At 35.1% G+C, this 26,029-nt stretch carries 13 protein-coding genes; 11 read left to right on the top strand and 2 right to left on the bottom strand.

Going from position 1 to position 26,029, the window contains the following annotated elements; all coding sequences use genetic code 11:
• The first annotated feature begins 306 nt into the window (after nt 1-306).
• The 3 genes from ACNH59_RS10725 to ACNH59_RS10735 all read left to right on the top strand — a co-directional run bounded on the left by ACNH59_RS10725 (nt 307) and on the right by ACNH59_RS10735 (nt 4,369).
• Nucleotides 307-1,053, top strand: a complete 747-nt coding sequence (locus tag ACNH59_RS10725) for a hypothetical protein (protein ID WP_418262543.1) — start codon at nt 307-309, stop codon at nt 1,051-1,053.
• Between the two features lie 198 nt (nt 1,054-1,251).
• Complete coding sequence (locus tag ACNH59_RS10730) at nt 1,252-3,594, top strand: hypothetical protein (protein WP_418262544.1); 2,343 nt, start codon at nt 1,252-1,254, stop codon at nt 3,592-3,594.
• A gap of 121 nt (nt 3,595-3,715) precedes the next feature.
• Nucleotides 3,716-4,369 (top strand): hypothetical protein, encoded by a 654-nt coding sequence (locus ACNH59_RS10735; RefSeq protein WP_418262545.1) that lies wholly within the window; start codon nt 3,716-3,718, stop codon nt 4,367-4,369.
• 791 nt (nt 4,370-5,160) lie between these two features.
• Here the strand turns inward: ACNH59_RS10735 and ACNH59_RS10740 are convergent.
• Nucleotides 5,161-6,306, bottom strand: a complete 1,146-nt coding sequence (locus ACNH59_RS10740; RefSeq protein WP_418262546.1) for an alpha-hydroxy acid oxidase — start codon at nt 6,304-6,306, stop codon at nt 5,161-5,163.
• 210 nt (nt 6,307-6,516) lie between these two features.
• Complete coding sequence (locus tag ACNH59_RS10745) at nt 6,517-7,389, bottom strand: AraC family transcriptional regulator (RefSeq protein ID WP_418262547.1); 873 nt, start codon at nt 7,387-7,389, stop codon at nt 6,517-6,519.
• Nucleotides 7,390-7,638: 249 nt separating this feature from the next.
• Between ACNH59_RS10745 and ACNH59_RS10750 the strand changes: the two genes are divergently transcribed.
• The 8 genes from ACNH59_RS10750 to ACNH59_RS10785 all read left to right on the top strand — a co-directional run bounded on the left by ACNH59_RS10750 (nt 7,639) and on the right by ACNH59_RS10785 (nt 26,027).
• Entirely contained in the window at nt 7,639-9,555 is a 1,917-nt protein-coding gene (locus ACNH59_RS10750; protein WP_418262548.1) for a hypothetical protein, read from the top strand.
• Nucleotides 9,556-9,764: 209 nt separating this feature from the next.
• Nucleotides 9,765-11,240 (top strand): sulfatase, encoded by a 1,476-nt coding sequence (locus tag ACNH59_RS10755; RefSeq protein ID WP_418262549.1) that lies wholly within the window; start codon nt 9,765-9,767, stop codon nt 11,238-11,240.
• Nucleotides 11,241-11,420: 180 nt separating this feature from the next.
• A complete protein-coding gene (locus tag ACNH59_RS10760; protein ID WP_418262550.1) occupies nt 11,421-13,868 on the top strand; it encodes a BNR-4 repeat-containing protein in 2,448 nt (815 codons plus the stop codon).
• A 63-nt stretch (nt 13,869-13,931) separates the two neighbouring features.
• A complete protein-coding gene (locus tag ACNH59_RS10765; RefSeq protein WP_418262551.1) occupies nt 13,932-14,150 on the top strand; it encodes a hypothetical protein in 219 nt (72 codons plus the stop codon).
• Nucleotides 14,151-14,156: 6 nt separating this feature from the next.
• Nucleotides 14,157-16,937: a family 78 glycoside hydrolase catalytic domain gene (locus tag ACNH59_RS10770; RefSeq protein WP_418262552.1), complete on the top strand. Its 2,781-nt coding sequence runs from the start codon at nt 14,157-14,159 to the stop codon at nt 16,935-16,937.
• Between the two features lie 9 nt (nt 16,938-16,946).
• The gene (locus tag ACNH59_RS10775; RefSeq protein ID WP_418262553.1) at nt 16,947-19,628 is read left to right on the top strand and encodes a glycoside hydrolase family 2 TIM barrel-domain containing protein; all 2,682 of its coding nucleotides are present in this window, start codon (nt 16,947-16,949) and stop codon (nt 19,626-19,628) included.
• 21 nt (nt 19,629-19,649) lie between these two features.
• On the top strand, nt 19,650-22,691 hold the full coding sequence (locus tag ACNH59_RS10780; protein ID WP_418262554.1) for a glycoside hydrolase family 2 TIM barrel-domain containing protein: 3,042 nt from the start codon (nt 19,650-19,652) through the stop codon (nt 22,689-22,691).
• Nucleotides 22,692-22,700: 9 nt separating this feature from the next.
• Complete coding sequence (locus ACNH59_RS10785; RefSeq protein ID WP_418262555.1) at nt 22,701-26,027, top strand: glycosyl hydrolase; 3,327 nt, start codon at nt 22,701-22,703, stop codon at nt 26,025-26,027.
• Nucleotides 26,028-26,029: the final 2 nt, after the last annotated feature.

Consider the following 26,029-nt stretch of genomic DNA (forward strand, 5'->3'; position numbering starts at 1 on the left):
AGAAACAGAACACCTAAATTTAGTAGTTAACAAACCTCGATTACGAATTAATTCAAGTATTCGAGGTTTTTTGGACTAAAATAAATAGAAAGGTATTTGTTTTAAAAAGCTTAACCTATAAAATTTATTTTAAATGTTTTTTGACATAATTTCCACGAACCAAATTATGCTTAAATTTTACCAATCAAACTAAAATAGATGAAATTGGTGAGAATTTTTTATAACCGTTTAAATTCGTGACAATTCGTGTCTGTTTTAAGCAGACAAACATTAAACACGAATGCCTTATATCAATACTTCCCATACATGAAAAACTACTTTTGTATTGTTCTTTTTATAGGCTATTGCTCCAATAGTTTAGCGCAGTATACTAATGTAAATCCCATCAATTGTAAAATATCAGATCACGAAAAAGAACTGGTAGAAGCAATGGCCAAATATCAAGTTAATTATTATAAAAGAATATTTGATTTCGAACCTACCACTGTTAATATTGATCTCATAGGGAAGCACAAAGATTACCTGAAACTATCGCACTCTAGTACAACAAAGTATAAAACAGCAGGTTTTTATAATCCTTCTGCTCAAAAAGCATTTGTAGATAAAACGAGAAATGCTTACTTGAAAACGATGTACCACGAAACGCAACATGCTATAATTCATCAAGTTTTACCCAATGTGCCTGCTTGGATAAATGAAGGAATGTCGGAACTTTTTGAATGTTTTGAAGTTAGTAAGGACCAGATAAAACCTGATATACAAGGTTACAAATTCTATAAAATGAAAGAATATGCAGGTAAAAACAGCTTGAATTTAAGAACGTTTTTAGGATTGACGCACAGTCAATGGCAAGAACTAAACGGTACTGAAGAAGGCTATTCTTATACGGTTTCTTACTCTTTTGTATCCTTTCTGTTTATGAAATATCCCAATTCAGTCGATATGATTTTGCAAAAATTAAAGCAAGGGAGAAATTCCATTCAAGCCATTGAATACGCTACCAAAAAAGAGTTCAATCAAATTGAGATGGAGTTTATTACGGCCATGAGATAAATTTAATAATTATGAAAAACAGTACAGAGCAGTACAAGAATGATTTGTAAGTAGGATATTTTTGATAATAATAATCAGAATGGGTAAGCTGCTTTTTAGGTTACTTCATTAATACTGTTGTGATGCAATCAATAGTTAGAATTATTATTTAAAAAAAAACAGTAAGCTGATTAAAACCTTTATCCAACACCATAAAATATGAGAATTATAGCTTTTTTCTGTTGTCTTTTATTGAGCACTATTTCCTATTCTCAAGTAAAGAAAGACAATTCCAATTCACAAAAAATTATAAACCTTTTAGGAGATTATTTTAAATTGGATCGTGAGAATTTACACGTACAATTTAATAAAGATGTTTATACAACAAATGAAATAATTGGTTGTAAAGGTTATGTTTTGAGTTTTAACAGTGAGGTTCCACAAAGCAATACCACTAATGTGAATTTAGTTGTTTATGATGATAACAATCAAGTGGTTAGAAAACAATTGATCTATGCTGATAAGGGGACTTTTTCATATTCTTTCAAACTTGATGCGTCTTTTAAATCGGGAATCTATCACTTTCGTTTTTATACCAATTGGATGAATAATTTTAATGAAGATTATTCCTTTACCCAAACCATTGAAATCATTAACCGTGACGAGCCTTATGTTTTTAAATCTAAGGAGCCTTTGTGGAAAACAGCAAAAGTTGCTTTTTACCCAGTATCGGGTAAAATTATAGATAACATTTACAATACTATTGGTGTAAAAATAACAGACTGCAACCAAAAAGGTATTGAAGTTAATGATGTGCTTATTCTGGATTCTAAATCCAATGAAGTAGCGAGATTCAATACCAATAGAGTAGGGAATGGTTCCTTCACTTTTATTGCTGATCAATCAGAAAAATATACTTTGAAGATCAATAATGACAAACTTAAATTAACCCAACCCTTACCTCCAGTTGTAGAAACAGGAATTGCTATAAGTTATAACAATAATCTCCCTAAAAACAAATTAGCGATTTCTATAAAAACGAACGAAAAAGGGATTCCTATATTCAACAATAAAACATACACCTTACTGATTCACCAAAATGAAAAATCGATTTTAAAAGAGTTTAGTTTTGCCAACACAGAAACGGAACATGTTTTGTTCTTTGACAAAATCAACATAGCAAACGGAGTGAACAGCATTCGATTAATAGACGAAAATTTACACCAAGTTTCGGAACGATTACTCTATCACTATGGCTTAGAAAAAACTAGCAATAGTCTTCAAACGATAAGAACAAGAAATGATAGTATTAAGCTATCTGGTAAAAGTGATTTTAAAAATGCCAATCTCAGCGTTAGTGTACTGCCTGCCAAAAACATTTGTAAACTGGAACAAAAATCAATCTTTGGGACATTTTATCTCAATAATTACCTCAAAAATCCAGAACCAAATAATTATTTCTACTTTGATCCCCAAAACAACAATAGAAAACAAGATATGGAGGCGTTAATGCTTGTCCAAAATCAAAATAAATTTTCATGGGATGATTTTAAAACCAAAATTCCTAAAATCGTGTATCCTTTCAACAAAGGAGTAACTGTTAGTGGAAAAATAGAGACAGATACAAATTTAAAATCAAAAGGAAAAATCACGCTAATTTCTACAAAAAACCAAGTTTTTGAAGACGCTATGATTAAACCTAATGGGGATTTTAAATTTGAAAACTTTTTTGCACAAGATTCTACTGTATTTGTTTTGCAAGTAACCAATGATAAAGGTGTGAGAAAGCATTCACGAATAGAAACTCATGTGATTCAAAATGAGTCGGATTTTGTTTTTCCGCTACAAATTCCAAAAAAAGATTGCCCTGTGTTTGTTGAGAGTAAACCTGAAGAAAAATTTACTTTCAGTAAAAACTTCATAGAGCTAGCGTCTGTGTCCATAACATTAGATACCAAGAAAATCTTAGTGAATAAGGATTTGGTTAGTAATATGGCTACAGGTTACAAAATAGACGAAGAGTATGGAACCATTATGGATTATTTGAACGGGGCTGGTTATAGGACAGGTATTGATAATGAAACCGGAGAACCTTTTGTAAGAAGTGTGGGAGGATTCAATAAAGATGTTAGGCCAACATTCAGAATAGACAACAACCCTATAGCCGATTTGAATGAACTCTATTCAATCTACCTTTCAGATGTTGATGAAATTTACTTTGACAACACCAATACTAGATACATAGGTTCACGAGTAGTAATCGATATTTTCTTGAAAAAAGGAATTGTAAGGAAATCCAATTTCAAGGTAAAACATGATTTGTTTATGGTTACTAAAGGCTATGCAAATAACACCAATTTTAAAAATGCCTATTTTGAAACAGATAAAGAATACGCTCTTTTTGGAACCTTAAACTGGAGCCCAACAATTCTGCTAGAAGATAATCCTAATTATGAACTGAGATTTCCAAGAGAAGGTCAAAAGGAAATTCAAGTTTTGATTGAAGGATTCTCTAATGATGGTCAGTTGGTATCTGAAATGCAAAGAATCACTGTAGAGTAAAGTTTTTGCCATTTCAAAAGAAGTGTGGCAGGATGAAAATATCTTAGTTACATTCAAATCTTAATTTTATTATTTTAATACAAATGCATCAATCTTACCAACTAAACAAACTCTTTATATTATGAAAACAACAATTAGCATGTTCATTTGCTTTATTTCTTTATGCTGTAGCGCTCAAAAAAAAGGTGAGACAGCTTTTGATTCCTTATCAGTTTCAGAATTAAATTCCAAAAAAATAGCATTAGAACTAGAAGCAAATTATGTCTTAGTAAACCATTATATGGAACAAATAGAACGTGAGGATGTAACGCACATGGCACTAACCAAAATAGACAAGGACCTGGTTAATCCTTACTGGAAAGTTGGAGTTTTGAAAGCAAGTCATGATAAATGGATGCAGGCAGCATCGATAATATCCGAATTTGAAAAAAAACATGCACCAGAACTATCTAAACTGGGTACACTGTTGCGAAATAAGACAATTACGAGAGACGAATATTTCGAGAAAAATAGGGAGTACAGGGGCAAATTGAGATTGGAGCACCCTTTAGAATATCCGAAACTTTCGGAGAATCATATTTCAAGTCTAAAATCGATGTGGAAATTAGCTGGGCGTTACATGTTGGAAGATTATAAAAATAAATCGATGATTTTTCCAGTAAATTGGATACCTGAAGACGATAGAAAAGATGCTATGAAACAAAAGACGTATAAAATGATAGCTAAGGACTTAATAGCAGTTGATAAAGAATTACTAATGAAAAAATCAAATTAGGATTCTTGCTAATAGACATTGAATAGCGCCGGCTTTAAGACAAACGTCTACCACACCAAAGATTTGAGCGATAGCCTTTAGATTTGTTCATTGAAAATTTGTAATTTTATTATTGTAATATTCGGATAAATATTCATTAAGTTTTTGGCGAAAATTACTATAAATAAATTTCAATTATTTACCGCTACTTATTTTAGATTTTTTTTGAAAATCATCAATATACCAATCATAAGAGGGTGTTTTATTAATTCAACTTGCCCTCTTTTTAGATGACTAAAATCGTTGCCAATTACTCCATCTTTAATAATTTTAGCAATGATTTCGACTAATGAATTATAACTGATTTGAAAACGTGAATTCTCAATTTTCACTTAAAATTACCACCAATTCATAAATTATACAAACCAAATCTTCCCATATCTCCCAAAACTGGGTTGTATTGGAATAGGATTCTTTCTTATAATCTATCCTTTTAAATATATTAAACTATTCTTATAAATAGTGTTTTTGAAAACAAGACATGAATTTTAGACCTGCTGGTTCCGAAGTCTCGGAAGACCCTTTATGGCTTTTTTATGAAGTCCTAAAGCTATAATGTCCCGAGGCGTCGGGATCAGGAGGAAAGGTTCTTGAGTAATCAAAACAGCTTGCTCTTAAAAACAAAAAAGTTGTAACCGTCTAAGGATTACAACTTTCTTTTTTATTAGCATACGCAACGTTTTGGGCAAAAGCTTTCTATCGTTGCTAATTTACTATGATGCTATTTTATAATGCAACAATAGAATAAATTATTATATTAAATGATTCTTAAAATCTTCAACAGTTTCACAATTTAATTGCTCCATTACTTGCTGTAATTCTGTTTTCAATAAAGACATTGTGTGATCTCCTCCTTTTTTACCTAAAGCAGCAACTCCGTACATAAAAGAGCGTCCCATAAAGGTAAACTTAGCGCCACATGCCATCGCTCTTGCTACGTCAGGTCCAGAGCGAACACCACTATCCATCATGATTTCGATTTGGTCACCATATTTTGCAACTAATCTTTTTAAGGAATTGATAGAAGATTCTCCGGCGTCTAATTGGCGTCCTCCGTGATTAGAGACTATAATTCCGTCAATACCCAAACGTATCGCTTCTTCGATATCCTCTTCAGATGCCACACCTTTCAATACTAATTTTCCTTTCCACATATCTCTAATTGGCTTAATTTTAGCCTCATTAAGACGTCCCGAAAAGGTATCGTTCATGAATTTCCCTAATTGTTTCAAGTCTAAACCTTTAGGCATATAAGGTAGTAAGTTTGCAAAACCAGGTTGTCCATGAATTAACGTTTGTAACGCCCATTCTGGTTTCCCCATAACTTGTAGGATATTGGCAACTGACATTTTTGGAGGCATTGCCAATCCATTTCTAACATCTCTTGGTCTAAAGCCAAAAGTAGGAACATCACATAAAATAACCAATACAGGACATTCTGCCGCTGCCGCTCTTTTTATAAGATCGTCTCTTAATTCGTCTTTGGCAGGGTGATACAATTGAAACCAAGATTTTCCTTCCGTTATTTCACTAATACGTTCAATATTACTGGTTGTTACAGTACTTAATACAAAAGGAACATTGTGCTCAAAAGCCGCTTTAGCTAATATTTCTGTTGCATTAGGCCACATTAACCCTTGCAATCCAACAGGCGCTACTCCAAAAGGAGCATCGTATTCAATACCAAAAAGTTTGGTTTTCATACTAGACCCGTTGTGGTCTCTTAGATAATTTGGTTTTAGTTGGACGTCTCTTAATTCAGAAGTATTTCTGTGTAAATTAACATCTTCATTACAACCTCCATCAAGGTATTCAAAGGCGAATTTTGGAATTTTCTTTTGCGCTTTGTTTCTTAAGTCGTCTATCGAAGGGTACCTGGAATCAATTTTTATTGCCATAATATGGTTTTTATATTAGTTAAAATAGAAATGTATTATGCGATTAACATAAATCAGCATACAATATTACAAGGAATACAGAAGCAAAACTTCCTAATATTTGATTAAAGGTAATACTATTTTTGCCTTAAAGTGAGTTTGTGTGGTTTTTTTGCAATTTATCAATGTTTTTATTGAAAAAATCTATTTTTTGTCCCCAATATTTCTCACTTATAAAGTATCATTTTTATGTTCTTTTACATAAAGGGAAGGAGTAGAATTCATGATTAATTTGAACTGTCGATTAAAGTTGGATATATTGTTAAAACCAGCTTCATAGCAAATAGTGGCAATAGTAGATTTGTCTTCCAATAATAATTTACAGGCATACCCAATTCGGATTTCAGATAAATATCTGGAAAAAGTTTTGCGGTTCATTCGTTTAAAAAACCGACTGAACGCAGAAGTATTCATGTGAGCAATCTGAGCTACTTCTTCGAGCGTTATGGGTTGATTGAAATTTTTAAAAATATAGGCATGTACTTTGTCTTGGGTTTCGTTTTTAGTAGGTTTAAAGGAATGTACAAAACCTTGGCTGGCCAAACTTTTGGTTTCCTTATGTTTGGCAAGTTGGTTTAAGATGTTGATAAAAGACATTGTTTTTTCAAAACCATTTTGCTCTGACATATTCTGAATGTCTTGAATCAATTCCGTATTGATATTCAAGAATTTTAAACCTAATCGGGCTCTATTGAATAAATCCCAAATATGGTTCATTTCGGGAGTTTCAAAAAAGGTGGTTCCGAGGTAATCTTTTTTGAAATGAATGGCTATTGCTTTGGCATTTTGATTCGAATTTTGTTGGAAATAATCCTCGTCGTTCAGCCACATATGCGGTAAATTTTCTCCAATTAAAATAATGTCTCCTACTTCAAATTTTTCGATACTATCTCCTACAAAACAGCTTCCTTCACTTTTTAAAATAACGACTAGTTCCAATTCGGGATGGTAATGCCAAATTTTTAAAAAATAAGGATAATCGTTTAATTTAGTAGTAAACGAACGGTTGTTGAGGTTGCTTCTGTCTAATAGATGGAGTTTCATGATTAGATGGTATTATTTTGTACAAAGGTACTTTAAATGGAGTGATTGAGCAAAAATTGTATCATTATGTCAAATGGACTGAGTTGAAAGCCCTCAATGAAAAATTAGCACAACCTATTTGGAAAACTTATCCATCCCCCCTTTAAATAGTGCTCTACTTTAGGTTGTACCCGCACAACACAGGACAACTTATTTTTGATTTTTAATTAATTTTATGCGGTTACAAATACTATTAATTAAAACCAAATTATGAAAAGACGTTCCTTCATCCAGTTATCGGCATTTGGAAGCATGGGATTAATGTTGCCATTGTACAGCTGTGGTGGTACTAAAACTTCTCACTTATTAAATACATCAGAAGGATTTACAGCCTTTGAAACCAATGCTTTCCAATTGTTAACCACTTGGTGCGATGCGATGATTAGGGACCAAATAAACAATCCAAATGATAAAGTGACCCATGGCGCTTTGTATTGTCATGCTTGTGAGAAGATTCATGGGCGATGCCAAGAGTCTGTTTATCCATTTTTGTACATGGCCGATAAAACGGGGGATAAAAAATACTTGGATGCCGCTATCAAAGTAATGGATTGGTCGGTGAACGTTGATTTACCAGATGGCAGTTGGACCAACATGTTAGACCCAAAATCGTGGTATGGTACTACTGTTTTTGGCGTAATTGCTTTAGGCGAAGCCTTACATTACCACGGACATTTGCTGCCCAAAGAGACTAAAACAAAATGGGATAACCGATTGAAAAGAGCAACCGATTTTGTCTATAAAACATTTGACGATCATTTTAGTCATATCAATTACCGCTTTACCGCTATTTATGCCCTTTCTTTTATGGGGGATTATTTTAACGAAGAAAAATATAAAACCAGAAGTAAAGAATTGGCCTTGCTGATTCCGAAATACCTAACAGAACCTAATAAATTATTATTTGGCGAAAATCATCCAGACGATAAAAAAAGTGCCAAAGGATTACTGCCTGTTGACATAGGCTACAATGTTGAAGAGAGTTTAAATGCAGTGGTGCAATATGCAGTACATACAAAAGATGAGGAGTTGTTAAAATTATTGACTCAATCTTTAAATAGTCATTTAGAATTTATGCTGCCTGATGGCGCTTGGGACAACAGTTTTGGAACACGACAAAATAAATGGACCTACTGGGGCAGTAGAACTACAGATGGTTGCCAACCTGCTTTTTCAATGTTGGCGGATAGAAATCCTGCTTTTGGAACAGCAGCGGTTATGAGTACCGAATTATTGCAACGTTGTACCGTCAATGGACTTTTAGCAGGTGGTTTGCATTATCAAACCCATGGCGTAAAACCCTGTATGCACCACACCTTTGCCCATGCCAAAAACCTAGCTTTTGTGATGGACAATGCCAAGAAACTAAAAAAGGTAAACAAAAAAACGCCTCTTCCAAGAAGTTCAAATGATGGAGTAAAGCATTTTCCGGAACTTGATGTTTGGTTAGCAGCCAGAGGACCTTGGCGAAGCACCGTTTCATCCTATGATCAGATTTTTAAGAAAGAAAAATCAGTAGCGGCTACAGGAGGTTCGTTAGCCGTTTTATGGCATGAAAAAGTGGGGCCTATATTCACCGCCAGTATGGTCGAATACTTGTTGGTAGAACCTTATAACCAACAAGAACAAGAAGGGGAAGATTTTTGCCTAACTCCCCGTGTAGAGCGATTTGTCAACGGAATTTGGTACACAAACTTACAGGATTTAAACGCCAAAGTAAACTTCAAAGACGAAAAAGGAATCATTGATTTTGCTATTGAAACAGCCCTGACCAACAATAAAAAAGAAACCCTAGCATCAGGCGGTGATTTCAAACTGAATTATCTTTTTGATAAAAATCAAACGACTATCAAAGCCCAAAGAACTACTTCCGAAGCAAATGGAGATACACTGGTATTGCCTGTTATTTCGCCTACAGGAGAGAAAGTAGTACAAGTTTCGGCTACTAAAATCGAAATTTATAAAAAAGAAGGGATTGTAGTTGTCGAATCGAGTGTGCCACTTACGATTAAAAAAATGGATAAAGAACGTATTTTTAATCAAGTACCCGGAATGGAAGTAGTACCAGTCTTAGTGTCTTTTCCTAAAAACACCAAAGAGGTGATTTGTATAATTTCGGTTGTTTAGAAAAAAGTAGGTTACGTTGATTAAAATAATCAAATTCAATTAAATAAACCGATTTCAAATTTGTTTCTAAAGCTATTGATGACCACAATGTCATTCTTAGCTTGTCGAAGACCTTATAAGATGTCTGTCGACTTCTTAAAATCTTTGATAATGTGATAATTGGGATTAAAATTAACTAAATAAAAAACTAATAGTAAAATATTTTAAAGATGAAAATTCATAAAATAACTGGTTTGCTTGCGTGCTTTGTGATGATGCAAGTATATTGTCAACACACAAATAAAACTGTAAATAAAACCAAACCCAATATTGTTTTTATCCTCACCGACCAATGGAGAGGTTCGGCCACAGGCTACAATGGTGACCCTAATGTAAAAACGCCTAATTTGGATAAACTAGCCAAAGAAGCTGTCAATTTCACCAATGCAGTTTCAGTTACCCCTGTATGTACGCCTCATCGAGCGGCTTTGCTCACAGGGAAATTCCCCACCACGACAGGGATGTTCTTGAATGATATTTATCTACCTTCAGAAGAATTATGTATGGCTGAAATTTTCAAGGCCGAAGGCTACAACACTGCCTATTGGGGCAAATGGCATTTAGACGGCCATGGTCGCGAAAATAATGTAGCACCCGAAAGACGTCAAGGATTTGATTATTGGAAAGGGACAGAATGTGATCACGACTACAACAAGGAACATTATTATGCAAATAACGATCCTGTGAAAAAATTCTGGGATGGCTATTCTCCATTTGCTATTACTAAGGATGCAAACCAATACTTGGCCGATCATGCCAAGGACAAAAAACCTTTTTTAATGCTTATTTCATTAGCAACGCCTCACTATCCGCACGACAGCGCTCCTGAAAAGTATAAAAATATGTATCCTCAAAAAGATTTAGTATTAGCACCTAATATCCCTGAAGAAATGAAGACTAAGGTTCGAAAGGAATTACAAGGGTATTACGGTCATTGTACCGCTACTGACGAGGCTATCGGAACGGTTTTGGAACAAATCAAAAAGCTTAATTTATCTGACAACACTATTATTGTATTTACGGCTGACCATGGTGAAATGATGGGTGGGCATGGCGTAAAACCATTTGTGAAACAATTGGCTTGGGATGAGTCTGTACGTGTTCCTTTTTTAATTTCTTACCCAAATAGTAAGAATAACAAAGGCAAAACAGTTCAGGCGCCTATCACTACTCCTGATATTTTACCTTCCTTATTGGGTTTAACAGATATTGCTATTCCAAAAGGTATTGAAGGTGAAGATATCTCTTCATTAATTAAAAATCCAGATCCAAAAGCGGATCGAGCGGCTTTGGTAATGAATGTTAGTCCTTTTGGGTCTAATTTTAATGACTCAGAGTATCGTGCTATTAGAACCAAACAATATACTTATATACGCACCCCTGAAGGAGCTTCTAATTTGTACGACAATTTAAAAGACCCTTATCAAATGACAAATTTGCTAGATAAATCAGATTATAAAAAGATTCAAATAGATTTAGAGAAGCAACTCAATAATGAATTAAAAAGGATAGGTGACGATTTTAAACCAAGAGAATTCTATATGAAAAAATGGAATTATACACTTGACTCATCTAAGAGAGCTATTGATTTTTGGAGTTGGGATAAAGGCGAAGGCAAGGTGATTTCACCAAAAAAACAAAATTAGTTCAAGAAAAAGGTTTAGTCGATAGCAATAATTAAATAGATGAAATCGCCATTACCTAGAAGTTTGCGCAAGCAAATGAAATTCGCAGAACACATATGAAAAATATAAACTCAGTGAAGCAAACACCAATAAATAAAAGCGATAGCATATATGACCGCAAAAAAATCAAATTTTACACATATGAAAATTAATTACAACAATTGGGTTTGTATGGCCCAATCTTTTCTAGCAGTTATTTTTTTGCTAGTATCCTCCTATACTGATGCTCAAGTTGTGTTAGAAAATGAAATTAAAATAACCGATTTTGGTTTGCATTTTGATGGTGTCGACGTTGGGACTAGTGCTCCTAATACTGGAGACTCAGCTCCCTATGACTTTTATTTTGGTAGAAATATTTCTGCACATGGAGATTGTATAAAAACCTACGGAGATTATGTATTTATGACTTGGTATCTAGGTGGTAAGGCAGAGCGAAATGTGATGCTAACCCGTTATAATTTGAAAACAGGAACATCGGCAACAATCAAATTTCCTCACCGTCATACAGGGTATCAAAATAAATATTGGATTGGCGAATCTCATAATACCATAGCTGTGGGGGTTAGTCCGTTGGATGGTAGTATTCACTTGTTGTATGATATGCATTCCTATAGTAGCACAAGGCCTTCGGATGGCAGTTTAAGTAACGACTATTTCAGGTATTCTTATTCAATCGCCAATGCCGCCAGCTTAGCGGACGCAGATTTTACTTTAGATAAATTTGTTAATAGCTCTAGTGGCGATTACAAACATTTAAGAATGCCTGGAAGCGCCCCTCAGTCAGCATTTGTGGCGTTGACTTATCCAAAATTTTTCTTGAATGATGCAGGAGATTTATTTATGTACATGCGAGAAGGTGGAAATAATAATGGTGCCTACAAATTTTGTAAATACAATGCAACAAATTCCACTTGGTCTAATTTTACCAATTTCAATATACTAAATGCGAAAGGTCAAGGCGAGCCTTATAATTGGGGATTGTATGGAGATATAAAATATGTGAATGGTAAAATGCGAATCGGTTTCCAAAGAAGATCGTCCAATGCAACGGATAAGTTTATATATCAAAACGGAGTATATTATGCCTATTCAGACGATCAAAACGGATTTACAGGTTGGAAAAACCATCAAGGACAAGGTTTTAATTTGCCCTTGATTAATGCCGACTTTATTAAAGTTATGGAGCCAGGTGATTATGTACAGGGCACAAATGTAGATGCGATTTCTATTGTGGGTGGTTTCGACTGGACAGTTACCGATAATGGTGATGTACATATTATTAGCAGTGTTAGGGATAACCAATTTAATGTAACTAAAAACCTCCATACTTATAAACCTGCTGGTGCTACCGATTTTATAACAACAACTGCGTTTTCAGGAGGTGAAGAGTTATATGCATCGGGAACTAATATCTATATTATAGGATTAAATTCGGCTGGACGCGTATTTGTTCAAAAAGCAGAAGGAGGAACCAGTAATTTCACAAAAGTGTACGAAGCTACTTCAGGAAAAGTGTTTGATCACGGTCAGGTGTACATTTCCAAGGGGAAATTATTTTATTATTTAATGGAAAAAAAGACAGGGAATGCTCAGCCGCTATACCTGCAAATTATAGATTTAGATATAGTTCCAAATCCATTTAGAGTTTCGTTGACATCACCTTCTGATGGTGCTAATTACAATATTGGAGAAACAGTACAAATTGCTGCAAATGCGGTGGATGAAAATGGAAATATTGCTAAAGTGGAGTTTAAAGTTAATGGTGCCGTTTTTGGTGAAGATACTACCGCTCCTTACTCAGTAGATTGGACTCCTACCGTTGCTGGGAATTATACCCTTCAAACTGTGGCATACAACGCAACAAACGCAACAGTAAGCTCTACAGAAATCAATGTGAATTTTAAAATATTTGATCCTACCGATTTGTCTGGGGATATCTACCGTGTCAAGAATTTTGTTACGGGTAAATATATGCACTCTGTTGGTTCTGATGTTGTTCAAAGTGATACAGGTACTAATGTAGTGGCGGGTGATAAAGAATGGGAGTTTGTAAAATCTGGTGTTTCTACTTATGTTAATATTGATAGTAGAAGAACAGGGATACTAAGAGCTGCTGGTAGTCCTGTAGGAGATGTTATAAATACTGGTTTTTCTGCGCCAAATACAGATTCAGACAAACAATGGGAAGTGATTTATAACAGTGATGGAACCTATAGTTTTAAAGTAGGTAGTGGTACTCGATATTTATACCATAGTACAAACGGAATCATAGAGCATATTGCCAATTCTGATGATCGTTCCAAGTGGATTTTAGAATCGACAACATTAAGCAATAAAGATTTTAGTACTAAAAAAGCGTCAATTACCATATACCCAAACCCAGTACGTGATTATTTTACCGTAGCCTTGGATGGGGTTACAAATGCAACCATAAGAATATATGATGTTTTAGGAAGACAATTGTATGAAAATAAATTAGAAGAGGGTAAAATTACGATAGAGAATAAAGGTCGATTTAAATCAGGTTTTTATTTAATCAATATACTTTCTGACAAACAAGAGTATTTTTCAAAATTTGTGGTTAAATAATTTTATATACGCACCCCTGAAGGAGCTTCTAATTTGTACGACAATTTAAAAGACCCTTATCAAATGACAAATTTGCTAGATAAATCAGATTATAAAAAGATTCAAATAGATTTAGAGAAGCAACTCAACAATGAATTAAAAAGGATAGGTGACGATTTTAAACCAAGAGAGTTTTATATGAAAAAATGGAATTATACACTTGATCCATCTAAAAGAGCCATTGATTATTGGAGTTGGGAACAAGGAAATGGAAAGGTAATTACACCAACGTTAAAAAATTAAATTAAAATGATAAATAATATTAAACGAATTAAAATTTTTATTAGTGCTATAGTTTTGTTGGTATTAAGTTCATTTACAAATGCTGTTTTTTTGAACACTGCTCCAATAAATTTAACCGTGAGTGAAGGTTTAACCAATCCTATTGGTTTTTACGACAGCAAACCCACCTTTTCTTGGAAACTGCCAGTAGGCGTTGAGTCGCAATCAGCATATACAATTGTGGTGGCTAGTGCGCCAAATTTACTGCCTAATAATCCTGATATATGGGATAGTGGTAAGGTAAATTCAGACCAAACCTTGTATGTGAATTATAACGGAAAAAAACTATCCTCAAGACAAAAAGTGTATTGGCAAGTAAAATATTTTGACAAAAAAGGTAACGATTCTCAATGGAGTGATACGGCTTATTTTGAATTAGGACTTTTACATAATAGCGATTGGAAAGCAAACTGGATTTCGATTCCTGCAACAGAATTAAATGAAATAAGCGTAAAAAAGTCAGTGTTGTTTAGACCGCAATACCTTCGTAAAGAAGTTAACATCAATTCAAATGTTAAGAAGGCAAGGTTGTATATCACAGCCAAAGGTGTTTTTGAAGCCTACATAAACGGTCAAAAAATTGGAACTGATTTTATGACTCCCGGATGGACTCCTTTTGACAAAAATATTAGTACTTTGACTTATGATGTGACAGATATGTTACAAAAAGGGGATAATACCATCAGTGCCGTATTGGCCGAAGGTTGGCATTCGGGTCGTATTCATTTGAGACGCGATGCCAAAACTGAAGATGCCCCTTTTTTATTATGCCAGTTAGAAATTGAAACAAACAAAGGAACGCAAACTATTGTCACAGACAAAAGCTGGAAAGTATCTATAAAAGGCCCTATACGTGCTTCAAATATTTATGATGGTGAAATATACGATGCTAATTATGATTTAGGGAAATGGAAACTAAATAAGTATGACGATTCGAATTGGCTTCAGGTGATTGAACAAAAACCATCGGAAACGGTTTTATTGTTGCCAAAACGTTATCAAACAGTCAAAGACAAAGAGATAATTACCGTTAAAAACATTACAGAACCCGTAGCAGGAAAACCAATTTTTAATTTTGGACAAAATAATGTAGGTGTTCCATTGATTAAAGTACCCATGAAAAAAGGAGATACTTTGACCGTACGATTTGCAGAAATGTTGAATACAGATGGCACTATGTACACTGGGAATTATAGAGGTGCCAAATCTACCGATTACTATATTGCTGCCAAAGATGGCGAAATAGAGTGGCGACCTGCTTTTACTTTTCATGGGTATCAATATATTGAGTTAAGCGGTTATGATGCAAAAGCAAAACCTCAAAAAGACTGGGCTACTGCCATTGTACAATATTCGGATTTTAAATTAAACGGAACTTTTACTTCTTCACATGAAAAATTAAACCAACTACAAAGCAATATTTCATGGGGATTGAAAGGAAACTTTTTTGATGTTCCTACAGATTGCCCACAGCGTGACGAACGTTTAGGCTGGACAGGAGATGCGCAGGTAATTGCGCCGACAGCCATTTATAACGCAGATTTATATGCTCTTTGGGCAGGTTATTTGCAAAGTATGCGAGTAGAACAATTGGACAATGGTGCTATCCCTCATGTGATTCCAAATGTACTTGGGACAGAATCCTCAGCAGGTTGGGGAGATGCTTGTACTGTTATTCCGTGGGAAATTTATTTTAGAACGGGAGACAAACGCGTGCTGGAAGATAACTATGAGATGATGAACAAATGGCTGGGGTATTATGCCTCCAAAGCCAAAGGAAATATTGTGAGCATGATGGCATTTGCCGATTGGTTACAGCCCTATACTGTTCCTAAGGATAATCCAAAAATGACGCGTCGTGGTGATACTCCAGGAGATTTTGTTTCCACGGCTTATTACGCAAGATCGGTGGAATTAACTATGCGCACTGCTGAAGTTCTTGGGAAAACAGACGATGTTCAAAAACTAAAAAAACTTCATGAAGAAATAAAATCGGCTTTCGAGAAAAAATTCTTTGATAATAACGGGCATACAACTAGTAAAATTGAAACCCAAACTCAATATCTCTTAGCGCTTGATTTTGATTTGCTTTCTCAAGAAAATTCAAAAAAAGCAGTACAACATTTAAAACGTGTAATTGCAGAATGTGACAACCATTTGCGCACAGGTTTTTTAGGAACACCAATTCTTCCTTTTGTTTTAGATGAAAAGGGTGAAACTGATTTGATGTACAGCATTCTTTTTAAAGAAACGTACCCGTCGTGGTTTTATTCTATCAATCAAGGGGCAACAACCATGTGGGAGCGTTGGGATAGTTATACGTTGAAAGACGGTTTTCACAAAGACGGCATGAATTCATTCAATCACTATTCTTACGGTGCTATCGGTCGATGGATGTACGAGCGTATTGCAGGTATCAAACCTTTGACAGCAGGCTATAAAGAATTTGAAATTGCACCTATGCCTGGAGGACCTTTAACATCCGCTAGTGCTACTTATGATTCTCCTTACGGTAAAATAAGTTCCTCATGGAAATTGGAAAACGGAAACTTTAATTTAGAGGTAACAATTCCTTCTAATACCATAGCCAAAATTGTGATACCAGCAGATACTAAGAAAGAATTACTAATGAATGGAAGCACTTTTAAAAATAATGCAGCCATACAATTAGAATCTAAAAACGACAAAGCATTTGTACTAAAAGCAGAACCAGGAACCTACTATTTTACATCAAAAAACAAAAAATAAAACCCAGATATGAAAAAGAATTTTAAAATAATTTTCGTTTTTTTATTACATACTATTTGTTGGCAAGTAACCGCACAAATTAAGTACACGGTCAATGATGCATGGCAGTTTGTTCAAGATAAATCGGTTACTGAAATTAACCAACTCAAAAATCATAAAGGGGTAAAAGTCGCTATTCCGCATACTTGGAATGACAAAGATGTGATGGATGAAGAAGAAGGTTTTTACCGTGGTGCCGGTTGGTACACTAAAACCATCAAAATCCCAACGGCTTACAAGGATAAGGAAGTTTTTCTGTTTTTTGAAGGCGTCGCTATGGTGTCTGAAGTGTATATCAATAATAAATTAGCCAATAAACATATTGGCGGTTTTACTCGTTTTGTGGTGCCTGTTTCTAAATTCATCGATTTTGATACTTCCAAAAATGCTACTTCATTTACGGTAGTAGTAAAAGCAGACAATTCGTATGATGATGATGTGCCACCCTTGCATGCCGATTTTACTTTTTTTGGCGGAATCTATCGCGATATCAATCTGGTAGTAACTGATAAAGTGCATTTTAGTATCGAAGAAGATGCTGCCAATGGGGTGTTTATCACGACTCCAAAAGTATCTGCTCAAAAAGGCGAGGTACAACTGAAAGTAAAAATCAAGAACGATGACAAAGCTAATCAGAATGTAAAATTGGTAACCAAATTAATTGGCCCAAATCAGCAATTGGTTTCAGAGAAAGTGCAAACGCTTAAGCTAAAATCAGGTATTGCCAATGAGTTTAATTTTGCGTTAAATTCGGTTACAAACCCCCAATTATGGTCGCCAGATACGCCTAATTTGTACAAAGTGGTTTGTGAAATTTTTGATTCAAAAACCAACCAAAAAATAGATGAATCAACCAATTCCTTAGGGTTTCGATGGTTTGCATTTGATGTTGACAAAGGTTTTTTCTTGAACGGAAAACATTTAAAATTGGTTGGAACCAACCGCCACCAAGATTTTAAAGACATTGGGAATGCCGTTCCTGACCACATTCATGTCGAAGATATTTTGCGAATGAAAGAAATGGGGAGCAATTTTTTGCGCATAGCCCATTACCCACAAGACCCCATTATCCTTGAAATGTGTGACCGATTGGGAATTTTAACTACGGTGGAAACTCCAATTGTGGATACCGTTACCGAGTCAGAGGCTTTTACTCAGAACTGTTTGAGTGCGCAATTGGAAATGATTCGTCAAAATTACAACCACCCAAGTTTAATTATTTGGGCGTATATGAACGAGGTTATTTTGCATCCTCGATATGGTAATGATAAAGAACGTTACAAAAAATACACGAACTATATTGTGGAATTGGCTCAAAAAATTGAAAATCTAACCCGTGCCGAAGACCCATACCGCTATACGATGATTCCGAACCATAATGGACTAGAACGCTATCATGAAGCTGGATTGACTGAGGTTCCAATGATTGTAGGCTGGAATATTTATCTGGGTTGGTACGGTGGTTCTTATGACTTACTGCCTGAGAGAATTGAAAAATTTCATTCGACCATAAAAAAACCAATGATAATTACAGAGTACGGTGCAGGAGTGGACCCAAGGTTGCATACTCTAAATCCGATGCGTTTTGATTATTCACAGGAATACGGAACCGAATTTCATAAATACTATCTTGAATATTTTATGAAACAAGATTTTATAGCTGGTGTCAACGTATGGAATTATGCCGATTTTAACTCAGAAGACCGTATCGATGCAGTGCAAAGTATCAATAATAAAGGTTTAGTTGGTCTGGACAGAAAACCCAAAGATGTGTTTTATTACTACCAAGCTTCTTTATTATCCCAACCATTTTTAGCCATTGCTACTAAAACTTGGAACCAACGTTCGCAAGTAGAAGATAAAGAGGGTTCGGGAGTAGCAACGATGCCAGTGCAAGTTTTTTCGAATCAAAATGAAGTAACACTTTTTATAAATGGAAAAAGTTTAGGAGCCAAAAAAGTAGAAGGTAAAATTGCAATTTTCAATGTCCCTTTTGTTGACGGAATCAATCAGTTAGTAGCAAAAAGTGGCGATATAGTAGAAGATTTTTCGACTATTCGTATCAATATTATTCCAATTTCGTTAAAAAACTTTCCAGCCTCAGGTTTTTCTATAAATGTAGGAGACCAACGCTTTTTTTATGATGACAAAATAGACCAAGCTTGGTTGTTTGACAAAGAATATACCCCAGGAAGTTGGGGGCATATTGGCGGAAAGCCTTATGTACGTCCTGAAAAAAATGTGCAACAACCTTATGGAGCGAAGCAAACCATCAAAGGAACTTTTAACGACCCTATTTACCAAACGCAGTTGGTAGGCATTGAGCAATACCGCTTTGATGTACCGCCTGGACTGTATGAGATAAAACTTCATTTTGCCGAATTAGAAGGTTCAAAAGCGAAGCATCTAGCTTTTGATTTAATTGAAGAATCGAAGGAGGTTACTAAAGTGACTAACCGTAAGTTTTCGATATTGATTAATGATAAAAAAGTAATTGAAAATCTGGATTTATTGGGAGATTATGGCGAATACCAAGCGGTCAAAATTAAATCGGAAGTGAGTGTCAAAGAAGGCGAACCATTGCTAGTGAATTTTAAAAAGATAGTAGGAGAGCCTGTTTTGAATGCAATTGAGATTTATAAAAAAATGTAAAACGAATACTAGTAGCTAAAGATGAATCATAAACCAACCCAGAAATTTTTTCTAATCGTTCATTTATTCCTATTAGGGTTTCTGAACGCACAACGAATAGAATCGAATCTTAACTCAAACTGGCGTTTTATTTTAGAAGATAAAACCCTTTTTTCAGCCAAAGAATTCGATGACAGTTCATGGCAAAATCTAAACATTCCGCACGATTGGTCTTTTGAAAAAGGGGTTCGAAAAGGGGGAGACCAAGGACAAGGTGGTGGTTACCACGATGGAGGCATTGGCTGGTATCGTAAATCGTTTGATGTTACTAAAGAAAGCCTTTCGAAAACAAACTACATCAATTTTGATGGAGTGTATATGAATAGTGAAGTTTGGATTAATGGAAACCATCTAGGAAAGAGACCTTATGGTTACATCAGTTTTAGATATGACATTTCAAAATATTTGAAAGAAGGAAAAAACACGATCGCTGTTAGAGTAGATAATAGTTTAGAACCTTCGGCACGCTGGTACCATCCTTGTGGAATTTATGCGCCTGTAAAATTGATAGAAGTTTCAAAAAGTCATATTAGTCCTAATGGTATATTTATTACTACGCCAAAAATTCAGACTAATCAAGCTCAAGTTAATGTGAAAGTGGATTACATCAATCCATCTAACGGATTACAATATCAGTTTACAGTAGTAACGCCAACAGGTAAAAAGATTCAGTCTAAGATTCAAAAATTAGATGGAAATAAAAGTAATACTAGCCTAACGGTTAATAATCCATCATTATGGAGTCCAGAAACACCGGTTTTATATCAGTTAATCACTCAAGTGATTCAAAACAAAAAAGTAATTGATGAAGTAAAGACAAACTTTGGTTTTAGAACCGTTGAATGGAAAAAAGAAACAGGGTTTTGGCTCAACGGAAAAAATGTGAAGCTAAAAGGCGTTTGCGAGCATTGGGAAGGTGGCCCCGTAGGCGGTGCTTGGACCAAACCGATGTTGCGCTGGAAATTGCAATTGTTAAAAAATATGGGCATCAATGCGATTCGTCCTTCGCACAATCCAACTCCTCCGATGTTTTATGACATTTGTGACGAAATAGGCTTGCTTGTTATGGACGAAATTTTTGACGGTTGGCACAAAAAAGCACCTCAAGATTACGGCAAACAAGCTTTTGACCAATGGTGGAAAGCTGATATGAAAGAATGGATTACTAGAGACCGCAATCATCCGAGTGTTTTTGTGTATAGTTTAGGGAATGAAACCCACAGTACCGTAGCTCCCCAATTAGTGAAATTTGGTAAAAGTTTAGACGATACTCGCTTGTTTTCATCAGGTGCAGGAAATCCTGAGGATATGGATATCACAGGGATAAATGGTGGTTCAGAAACCAAAACATTCTTAGAGTCTGCAAAATTTGATAAACCATTTGTATCCACTGAAGCACCACATACTTGGCAAACACGTGGATACTATAGAACGCAAACTTGGTGGCGTGATAACGAATTGCCAGGAACTTATCCGTTACCGAATTTAACCGAAAAGGAAATCTTTTTTTACGAAGGTTTAGACCCAAAAAAATGGAAGAACAGAAAACAACGTTATAATTCCTCTTATGACAATGCTACGGTTCGTATTTCTGCTCGTAAAAATTGGGAAGTCATGCGTGACACCCCTTGGCATAGCGGGCATTTCCGTTGGACAGGTTTTGATTATTATGGAGAAGCGGGTTTGGTTCACGGTGGTTTGCCTTTTAATTTGTTTATGGGTGGTGCACTTGATGTAGCGGGTTTTGAAAAAGATTTGTATTATTTCTACCAAAGCCAATGGACTAAGGAAACCATGGTACATATTTTGCCACATTGGACACATCCAAGAATGAAAAAAGGAACGGTAATTCCGGTTTGGGTCTATTCAAATGCTGATGAGGTAGAATTATTCTTAAATGGAAAATCTTTAGGAAAAGACAAACCTGGAACTGTTTGGAACGAAATGCAATGCGACTGGATGGTGCCTTATGAAGAAGGAAAACTAGAAGCCGTAGCCTATAATAACGGAAAAGAAGTAAAACGAGTATCAATTGCAACAAGTGGTGTACCTCAATCTTTAAAAAACAGTCTTAATAAGCTAAAAGCTGAGGACGGATTTTCGTCAAGTTATATTTTTACTAGCGAAGCTATAGACAACAATAAAACGCTTTATCCTTATGGAGAAAACAGAGTCTATTATCATATTTCAGGCGATGTTGAAAAAGTGTCTATGGAAAATGGAAACCCAATTGATTCGATTAGTCGCACTAAGTCAGATTTTAGAACCTTATTTTTCGGTAAAGGACGTTTATTTTTAAGAGAAAAAGAAAATGCTAAAAAAGCTTCGGTTATTACAGCTTCTATATTGGGTGACAAAGCATTGTATCTTTCTAACCTGATTTCAATTGATGTACAAGAAATGGGATTGATAGGAAAAACTTCCCCATCAAAATTTCAAATTTTATATACCACTAATGGCGCTGACCCTCAAAAAGAAGGAATTGTTTATACCAAGTCATTCGAAGTAAAAAACAATACTACAGTCAAAGCGATTGTGAAACAAAATGGTAAATTGATTTTACAGTTAGAAGAAACTTTTGGTGCTAACGAAGGATTGTTTTGGGGAGATGAAAAATCAGCTAATATTTGGAATGGTAGAGGAGTGAACATTGCAGCTGAAGAAGCTATTTTAAAAGGAGGTGCAAAAACGAGTAATGAAGCGCAACATTTTAAAGGAACAGGTTTTGTGAAATTTGATAATAAGGAAGGAAGCATCACCTTTTACCAAGAAAATGATGGTGAAGCTGGCGATTTTAGTATTCGATTCAGATACATGCACAACGACAAGGACAAAAAATACCCAATGAAATTATTTGTAAACGATACCTACATCAAAACCTTTGAATTTCCTGCCACAGGAGGCTGGATTCAAAACTGGGAATTTGTAAACACGATTGTAAATTTTAAATCAGGTGCCAATAACATCCGACTGGAAACAACAGGTCAAAGCGGCCCTTATATTGACGAACTTTTTATTGATTAAAATACTAAAATGAGAAAAATAATTTGTTTACTATCATTGGTGATTTTTAACGGCTCGGTTTATAGCCAAAAATCGCCAATTACAAATTTGGAAAGAAATTTTAAAAATCCACCACAAGAATCCAAACCTCGTACCTGGATGCATGCGCTAGATGGCAATATGTCCAAAGAAGGATTGACCAAAGATTTCGAATCCTTAGCAAATGTAGGCATTGGCGGGGTGCTGTTGTTCAACATTTCGTACGGCATTCCCAAAGGAAAAATAACCTACAATTCAACTGAACATAGAAGCTTATTAAAGCATGCTGCCAAAGAAAGCGAGCGTCTTGGACTTACCTTTGGTGTGCACAATTGTGATGGCTGGACTTCCAGTGGTGGACCTTGGGTAAAAGCCGACCAATCCATGAAAATGATCGTTTATCGTGATACGGTTGTAAAAGGAGGTAAATTAAAATTAATGTTGCCAATACCTACTATTAGAGAAAATTATTACAAAGAAGTAGCTGTTTTGGCTTATCCATCTCTATCATCTGAAATAGCCGATGCTCAAAATAAGTACGCAATAACAACTAGTGATAGTGATTTTAATATTTCATTATTAAATGACCATAAAACAAATAGTTCGTCTGTTATTAAAGGTTCAGAAACTAAGCCTGCATTTATAACTTATGCTTTTGAAAAACCGATTCTTTTACGTTCTTTGTTAATTAATACGCTCACACGCGGACCGAAAATTGTCCTATCAGTATCTGATGATGGACAAAATTTTAAAGACATTCCAGAAGCAGAACAAAAAAGAACAGGAAAAAAAGAGTTCAACTTAGAGGCACATTATGATGGTATAACGGCCAAATTTGTTAAACTAAAGGTTTTAAACGAAATAGCAATTCAAGAAATTGAATTAAGTGCTACCCAAACCATTTCTGATCGTTTGGCACGAATTTCTATGGCTCGTGAAGAAGCCTCTAGTTTGGATCGTATTGGCAGTCCAGCAAATGATATGATTATTGATAAAAATAAAATAATCAACCTTTCGCAATTTGTAGATGAAAATGGATTTTTGACTGCCAAATTACCCAAAGGAAATTGGACTATCATGCGTTTTGGCGTTACTTCTACAGGAGCTTTTAACAATCCTGCTTCTGATTCTGGTAGAGGTTTAGAAGTGGATAAGTTTGATAGAAATGCACTCAAATTACACTACGATGCGTTTGTTGCAAAGCTTGTACAAGAGTCTAAACCCGAAGCTCCAAATGCAATGAAGTATGTAGAAATTGATAGTTATGAAATGGGTGGGCAAAATTGGACAAACAATTATCCAGCCCTTTTTCAACAAAAGTTTGGCTACGATTTAACTTCTTTTTTACCCTTATATGCAGGACGTTTTGTAGAAAGTGCCAAGTCTGTCGAGGCGGTTTCTTATGATTTACGCAAATTGAACAGTCATTTGATGGTAGAAAACTATTATGGCTATTTTACAGAGCTTTGTCATGCTGATGGAATTCAAACCTATATTGAACCTTATGGTTTTGGACCAATGGATGATATAGCTGCAGGAGGAAAAGCAGATATACCAATGGGCGAATTTTGGACCGGACAACCCACAATAATGGTATCATCGGCAGTGCAATCAGCAAGAGCTTATGGCAAAAATATTATTTCGGCAGAGGCTTTTACCTCTGGTCCCGATACCAACTGGAAAGGACATCCAGCAATGAACAAAACCTCTGGAGATTATATTTGGACACAAGGGATTAATGAGTATATGTTTCACCGTTTTGCGCACCAGCCCAACACGCATGTAGTGCCAGGAATGACCATGGGACCTTGGGGCTCTCATTTTGACCGTACCAATACTTGGTGGGAAAATGCAGGAAAGGCGTGGTTCAATTATTTAGCCCGTGGGCAATATTTGTTGCGACAAGGTTTTGCGGTTTCTGACTTCTTGATTTTTCCAGGTGATGCTTCGCCAAGTCCTGTTTTTGATGTCAAATTGCCTGTTCAATTTAAGAGTGATGTAACAAATGCAGAGGTGCTTATTAATAGAATACAAGTAAAAAACGGCAAAATTCATACTCCTGAAGGAATTGAATATCGAGCACTTATTATAGGTAATTTAGAGAGAATTGAACTAAATACCTTGAGAAGATTAGACAAACTTTCCTCTCAAGGTGTAGTGATTATCGGAAAAAAACCTCTTGAAATTGCCCAGTATCAAGTGTCGAAAGAGCAACAAAATGAATTTAATGATTTAGTGGCTTCTATCTGGAATCGCAAGACTACATACGAAGTTTTGGATTGGAAAACAATTTTGCCAGAATTAGGAGTTACACCTGATTTTTCTCTAGAAGGTGTTGAAAGTTCTGATTTTATTCATCGTAAAACCGCCACTGAAGACATTTATTTCATATACAATCCCCAAGATTCCACAAAAATAATGCAATGTACTTTTAATGTCAATGGTAAAATTCCAGAACTATGGAATCCTATGACAGGAGAAATAGTCAAGTTAGCACAATTTGAGTCTTTAAATGGTAAAACAAAAGTGGCAATTCCTCTTAAAAGTTTAGAATCTACTTTTGTTGTTTTTAGAGAAAACACCAACAATTGTATTAGCGTAATTCCAACTTCTGAAAATAAATTATTGGGTAAATATAGTTTTGATAAAAACAATACGCTACAGGTTGAAGTCGCAAATAATGGAAGCTATACTACTAAACTCTCTGATGGTAAAGTTTGGAATTTGGAAGTTAATGATATTCCTGAGCCAATAACAATTTCAGGAGAATGGACAGTTCAATTTAGAAAAGAAGATGGTTATGAAGCCCAAGTGAAATTTCCACATCTGACCGACTGGAAAGACCATGCAATAGACAGCATTAAACATTATTCAGGTACCGCTATCTATAGAAAGAGTTTTAGTATAGATGGAAATCAATTAAAATCCGGTACTAAGTTTTATTTAAATTTGGGTAAAGTAAGTATTGCTGCAAAAGTTTATCTAAACGGAAAAGATTTAGGGGTGTCTTGGATAGCTCCTTTTGAAATTGACATTACCCAAGCACTGCAAAAAGGGACTAATGATTTAGTGATTGAAGTTACCAATCTTTGGACAAACCGATTAATAGGAGATGAGTATCTCCCTGATACAAGTGGTTACAAAAAAGAAGCCAATGAAATGCCAAAATGGTATACTGATAATGAACCCCAACCTGTTAGTGAACGAAGAACATTTACAGTGTTTAATTTTTATAAAAAAGAAGAAAGTAAAAAATTAGTTTCTTCGGGATTATTAGGTCCGGTACAAATTAAAGTAGTAAGAAATATCTATAAATAACA

It is taken from the genome of Flavobacterium faecale, from assembly GCF_048320115.1.
GTDB classification, from domain to species: domain Bacteria; phylum Bacteroidota; class Bacteroidia; order Flavobacteriales; family Flavobacteriaceae; genus Flavobacterium; species Flavobacterium faecale_A.

Coding starts and splice junctions, on each gene's coding strand:
- ACNH59_RS10725 (WP_418262543.1), top strand. CDS start 307: ATGAAAAACTACTTTTGTATTGTTCTTTTTATAGGCTATTGCTCCAAT.
- ACNH59_RS10730 (WP_418262544.1), top strand. CDS start 1,252: ATGAGAATTATAGCTTTTTTCTGTTGTCTTTTATTGAGCACTATTTCC.
- ACNH59_RS10735 (WP_418262545.1), top strand. CDS start 3,716: ATGAAAACAACAATTAGCATGTTCATTTGCTTTATTTCTTTATGCTGT.
- ACNH59_RS10740 (WP_418262546.1), bottom strand. CDS start 6,306: ATGGCAATAAAAATTGATTCCAGGTACCCTTCGATAGACGACTTAAGA.
- ACNH59_RS10745 (WP_418262547.1), bottom strand. CDS start 7,389: ATGAAACTCCATCTATTAGACAGAAGCAACCTCAACAACCGTTCGTTT.
- ACNH59_RS10750 (WP_418262548.1), top strand. CDS start 7,639: ATGAAAAGACGTTCCTTCATCCAGTTATCGGCATTTGGAAGCATGGGA.
- ACNH59_RS10755 (WP_418262549.1), top strand. CDS start 9,765: ATGAAAATTCATAAAATAACTGGTTTGCTTGCGTGCTTTGTGATGATG.
- ACNH59_RS10760 (WP_418262550.1), top strand. CDS start 11,421: ATGAAAATTAATTACAACAATTGGGTTTGTATGGCCCAATCTTTTCTA.
- ACNH59_RS10765 (WP_418262551.1), top strand. CDS start 13,932: ATGACAAATTTGCTAGATAAATCAGATTATAAAAAGATTCAAATAGAT.
- ACNH59_RS10770 (WP_418262552.1), top strand. CDS start 14,157: ATGATAAATAATATTAAACGAATTAAAATTTTTATTAGTGCTATAGTT.
- ACNH59_RS10775 (WP_418262553.1), top strand. CDS start 16,947: ATGAAAAAGAATTTTAAAATAATTTTCGTTTTTTTATTACATACTATT.
- ACNH59_RS10780 (WP_418262554.1), top strand. CDS start 19,650: ATGAATCATAAACCAACCCAGAAATTTTTTCTAATCGTTCATTTATTC.
- ACNH59_RS10785 (WP_418262555.1), top strand. CDS start 22,701: ATGAGAAAAATAATTTGTTTACTATCATTGGTGATTTTTAACGGCTCG.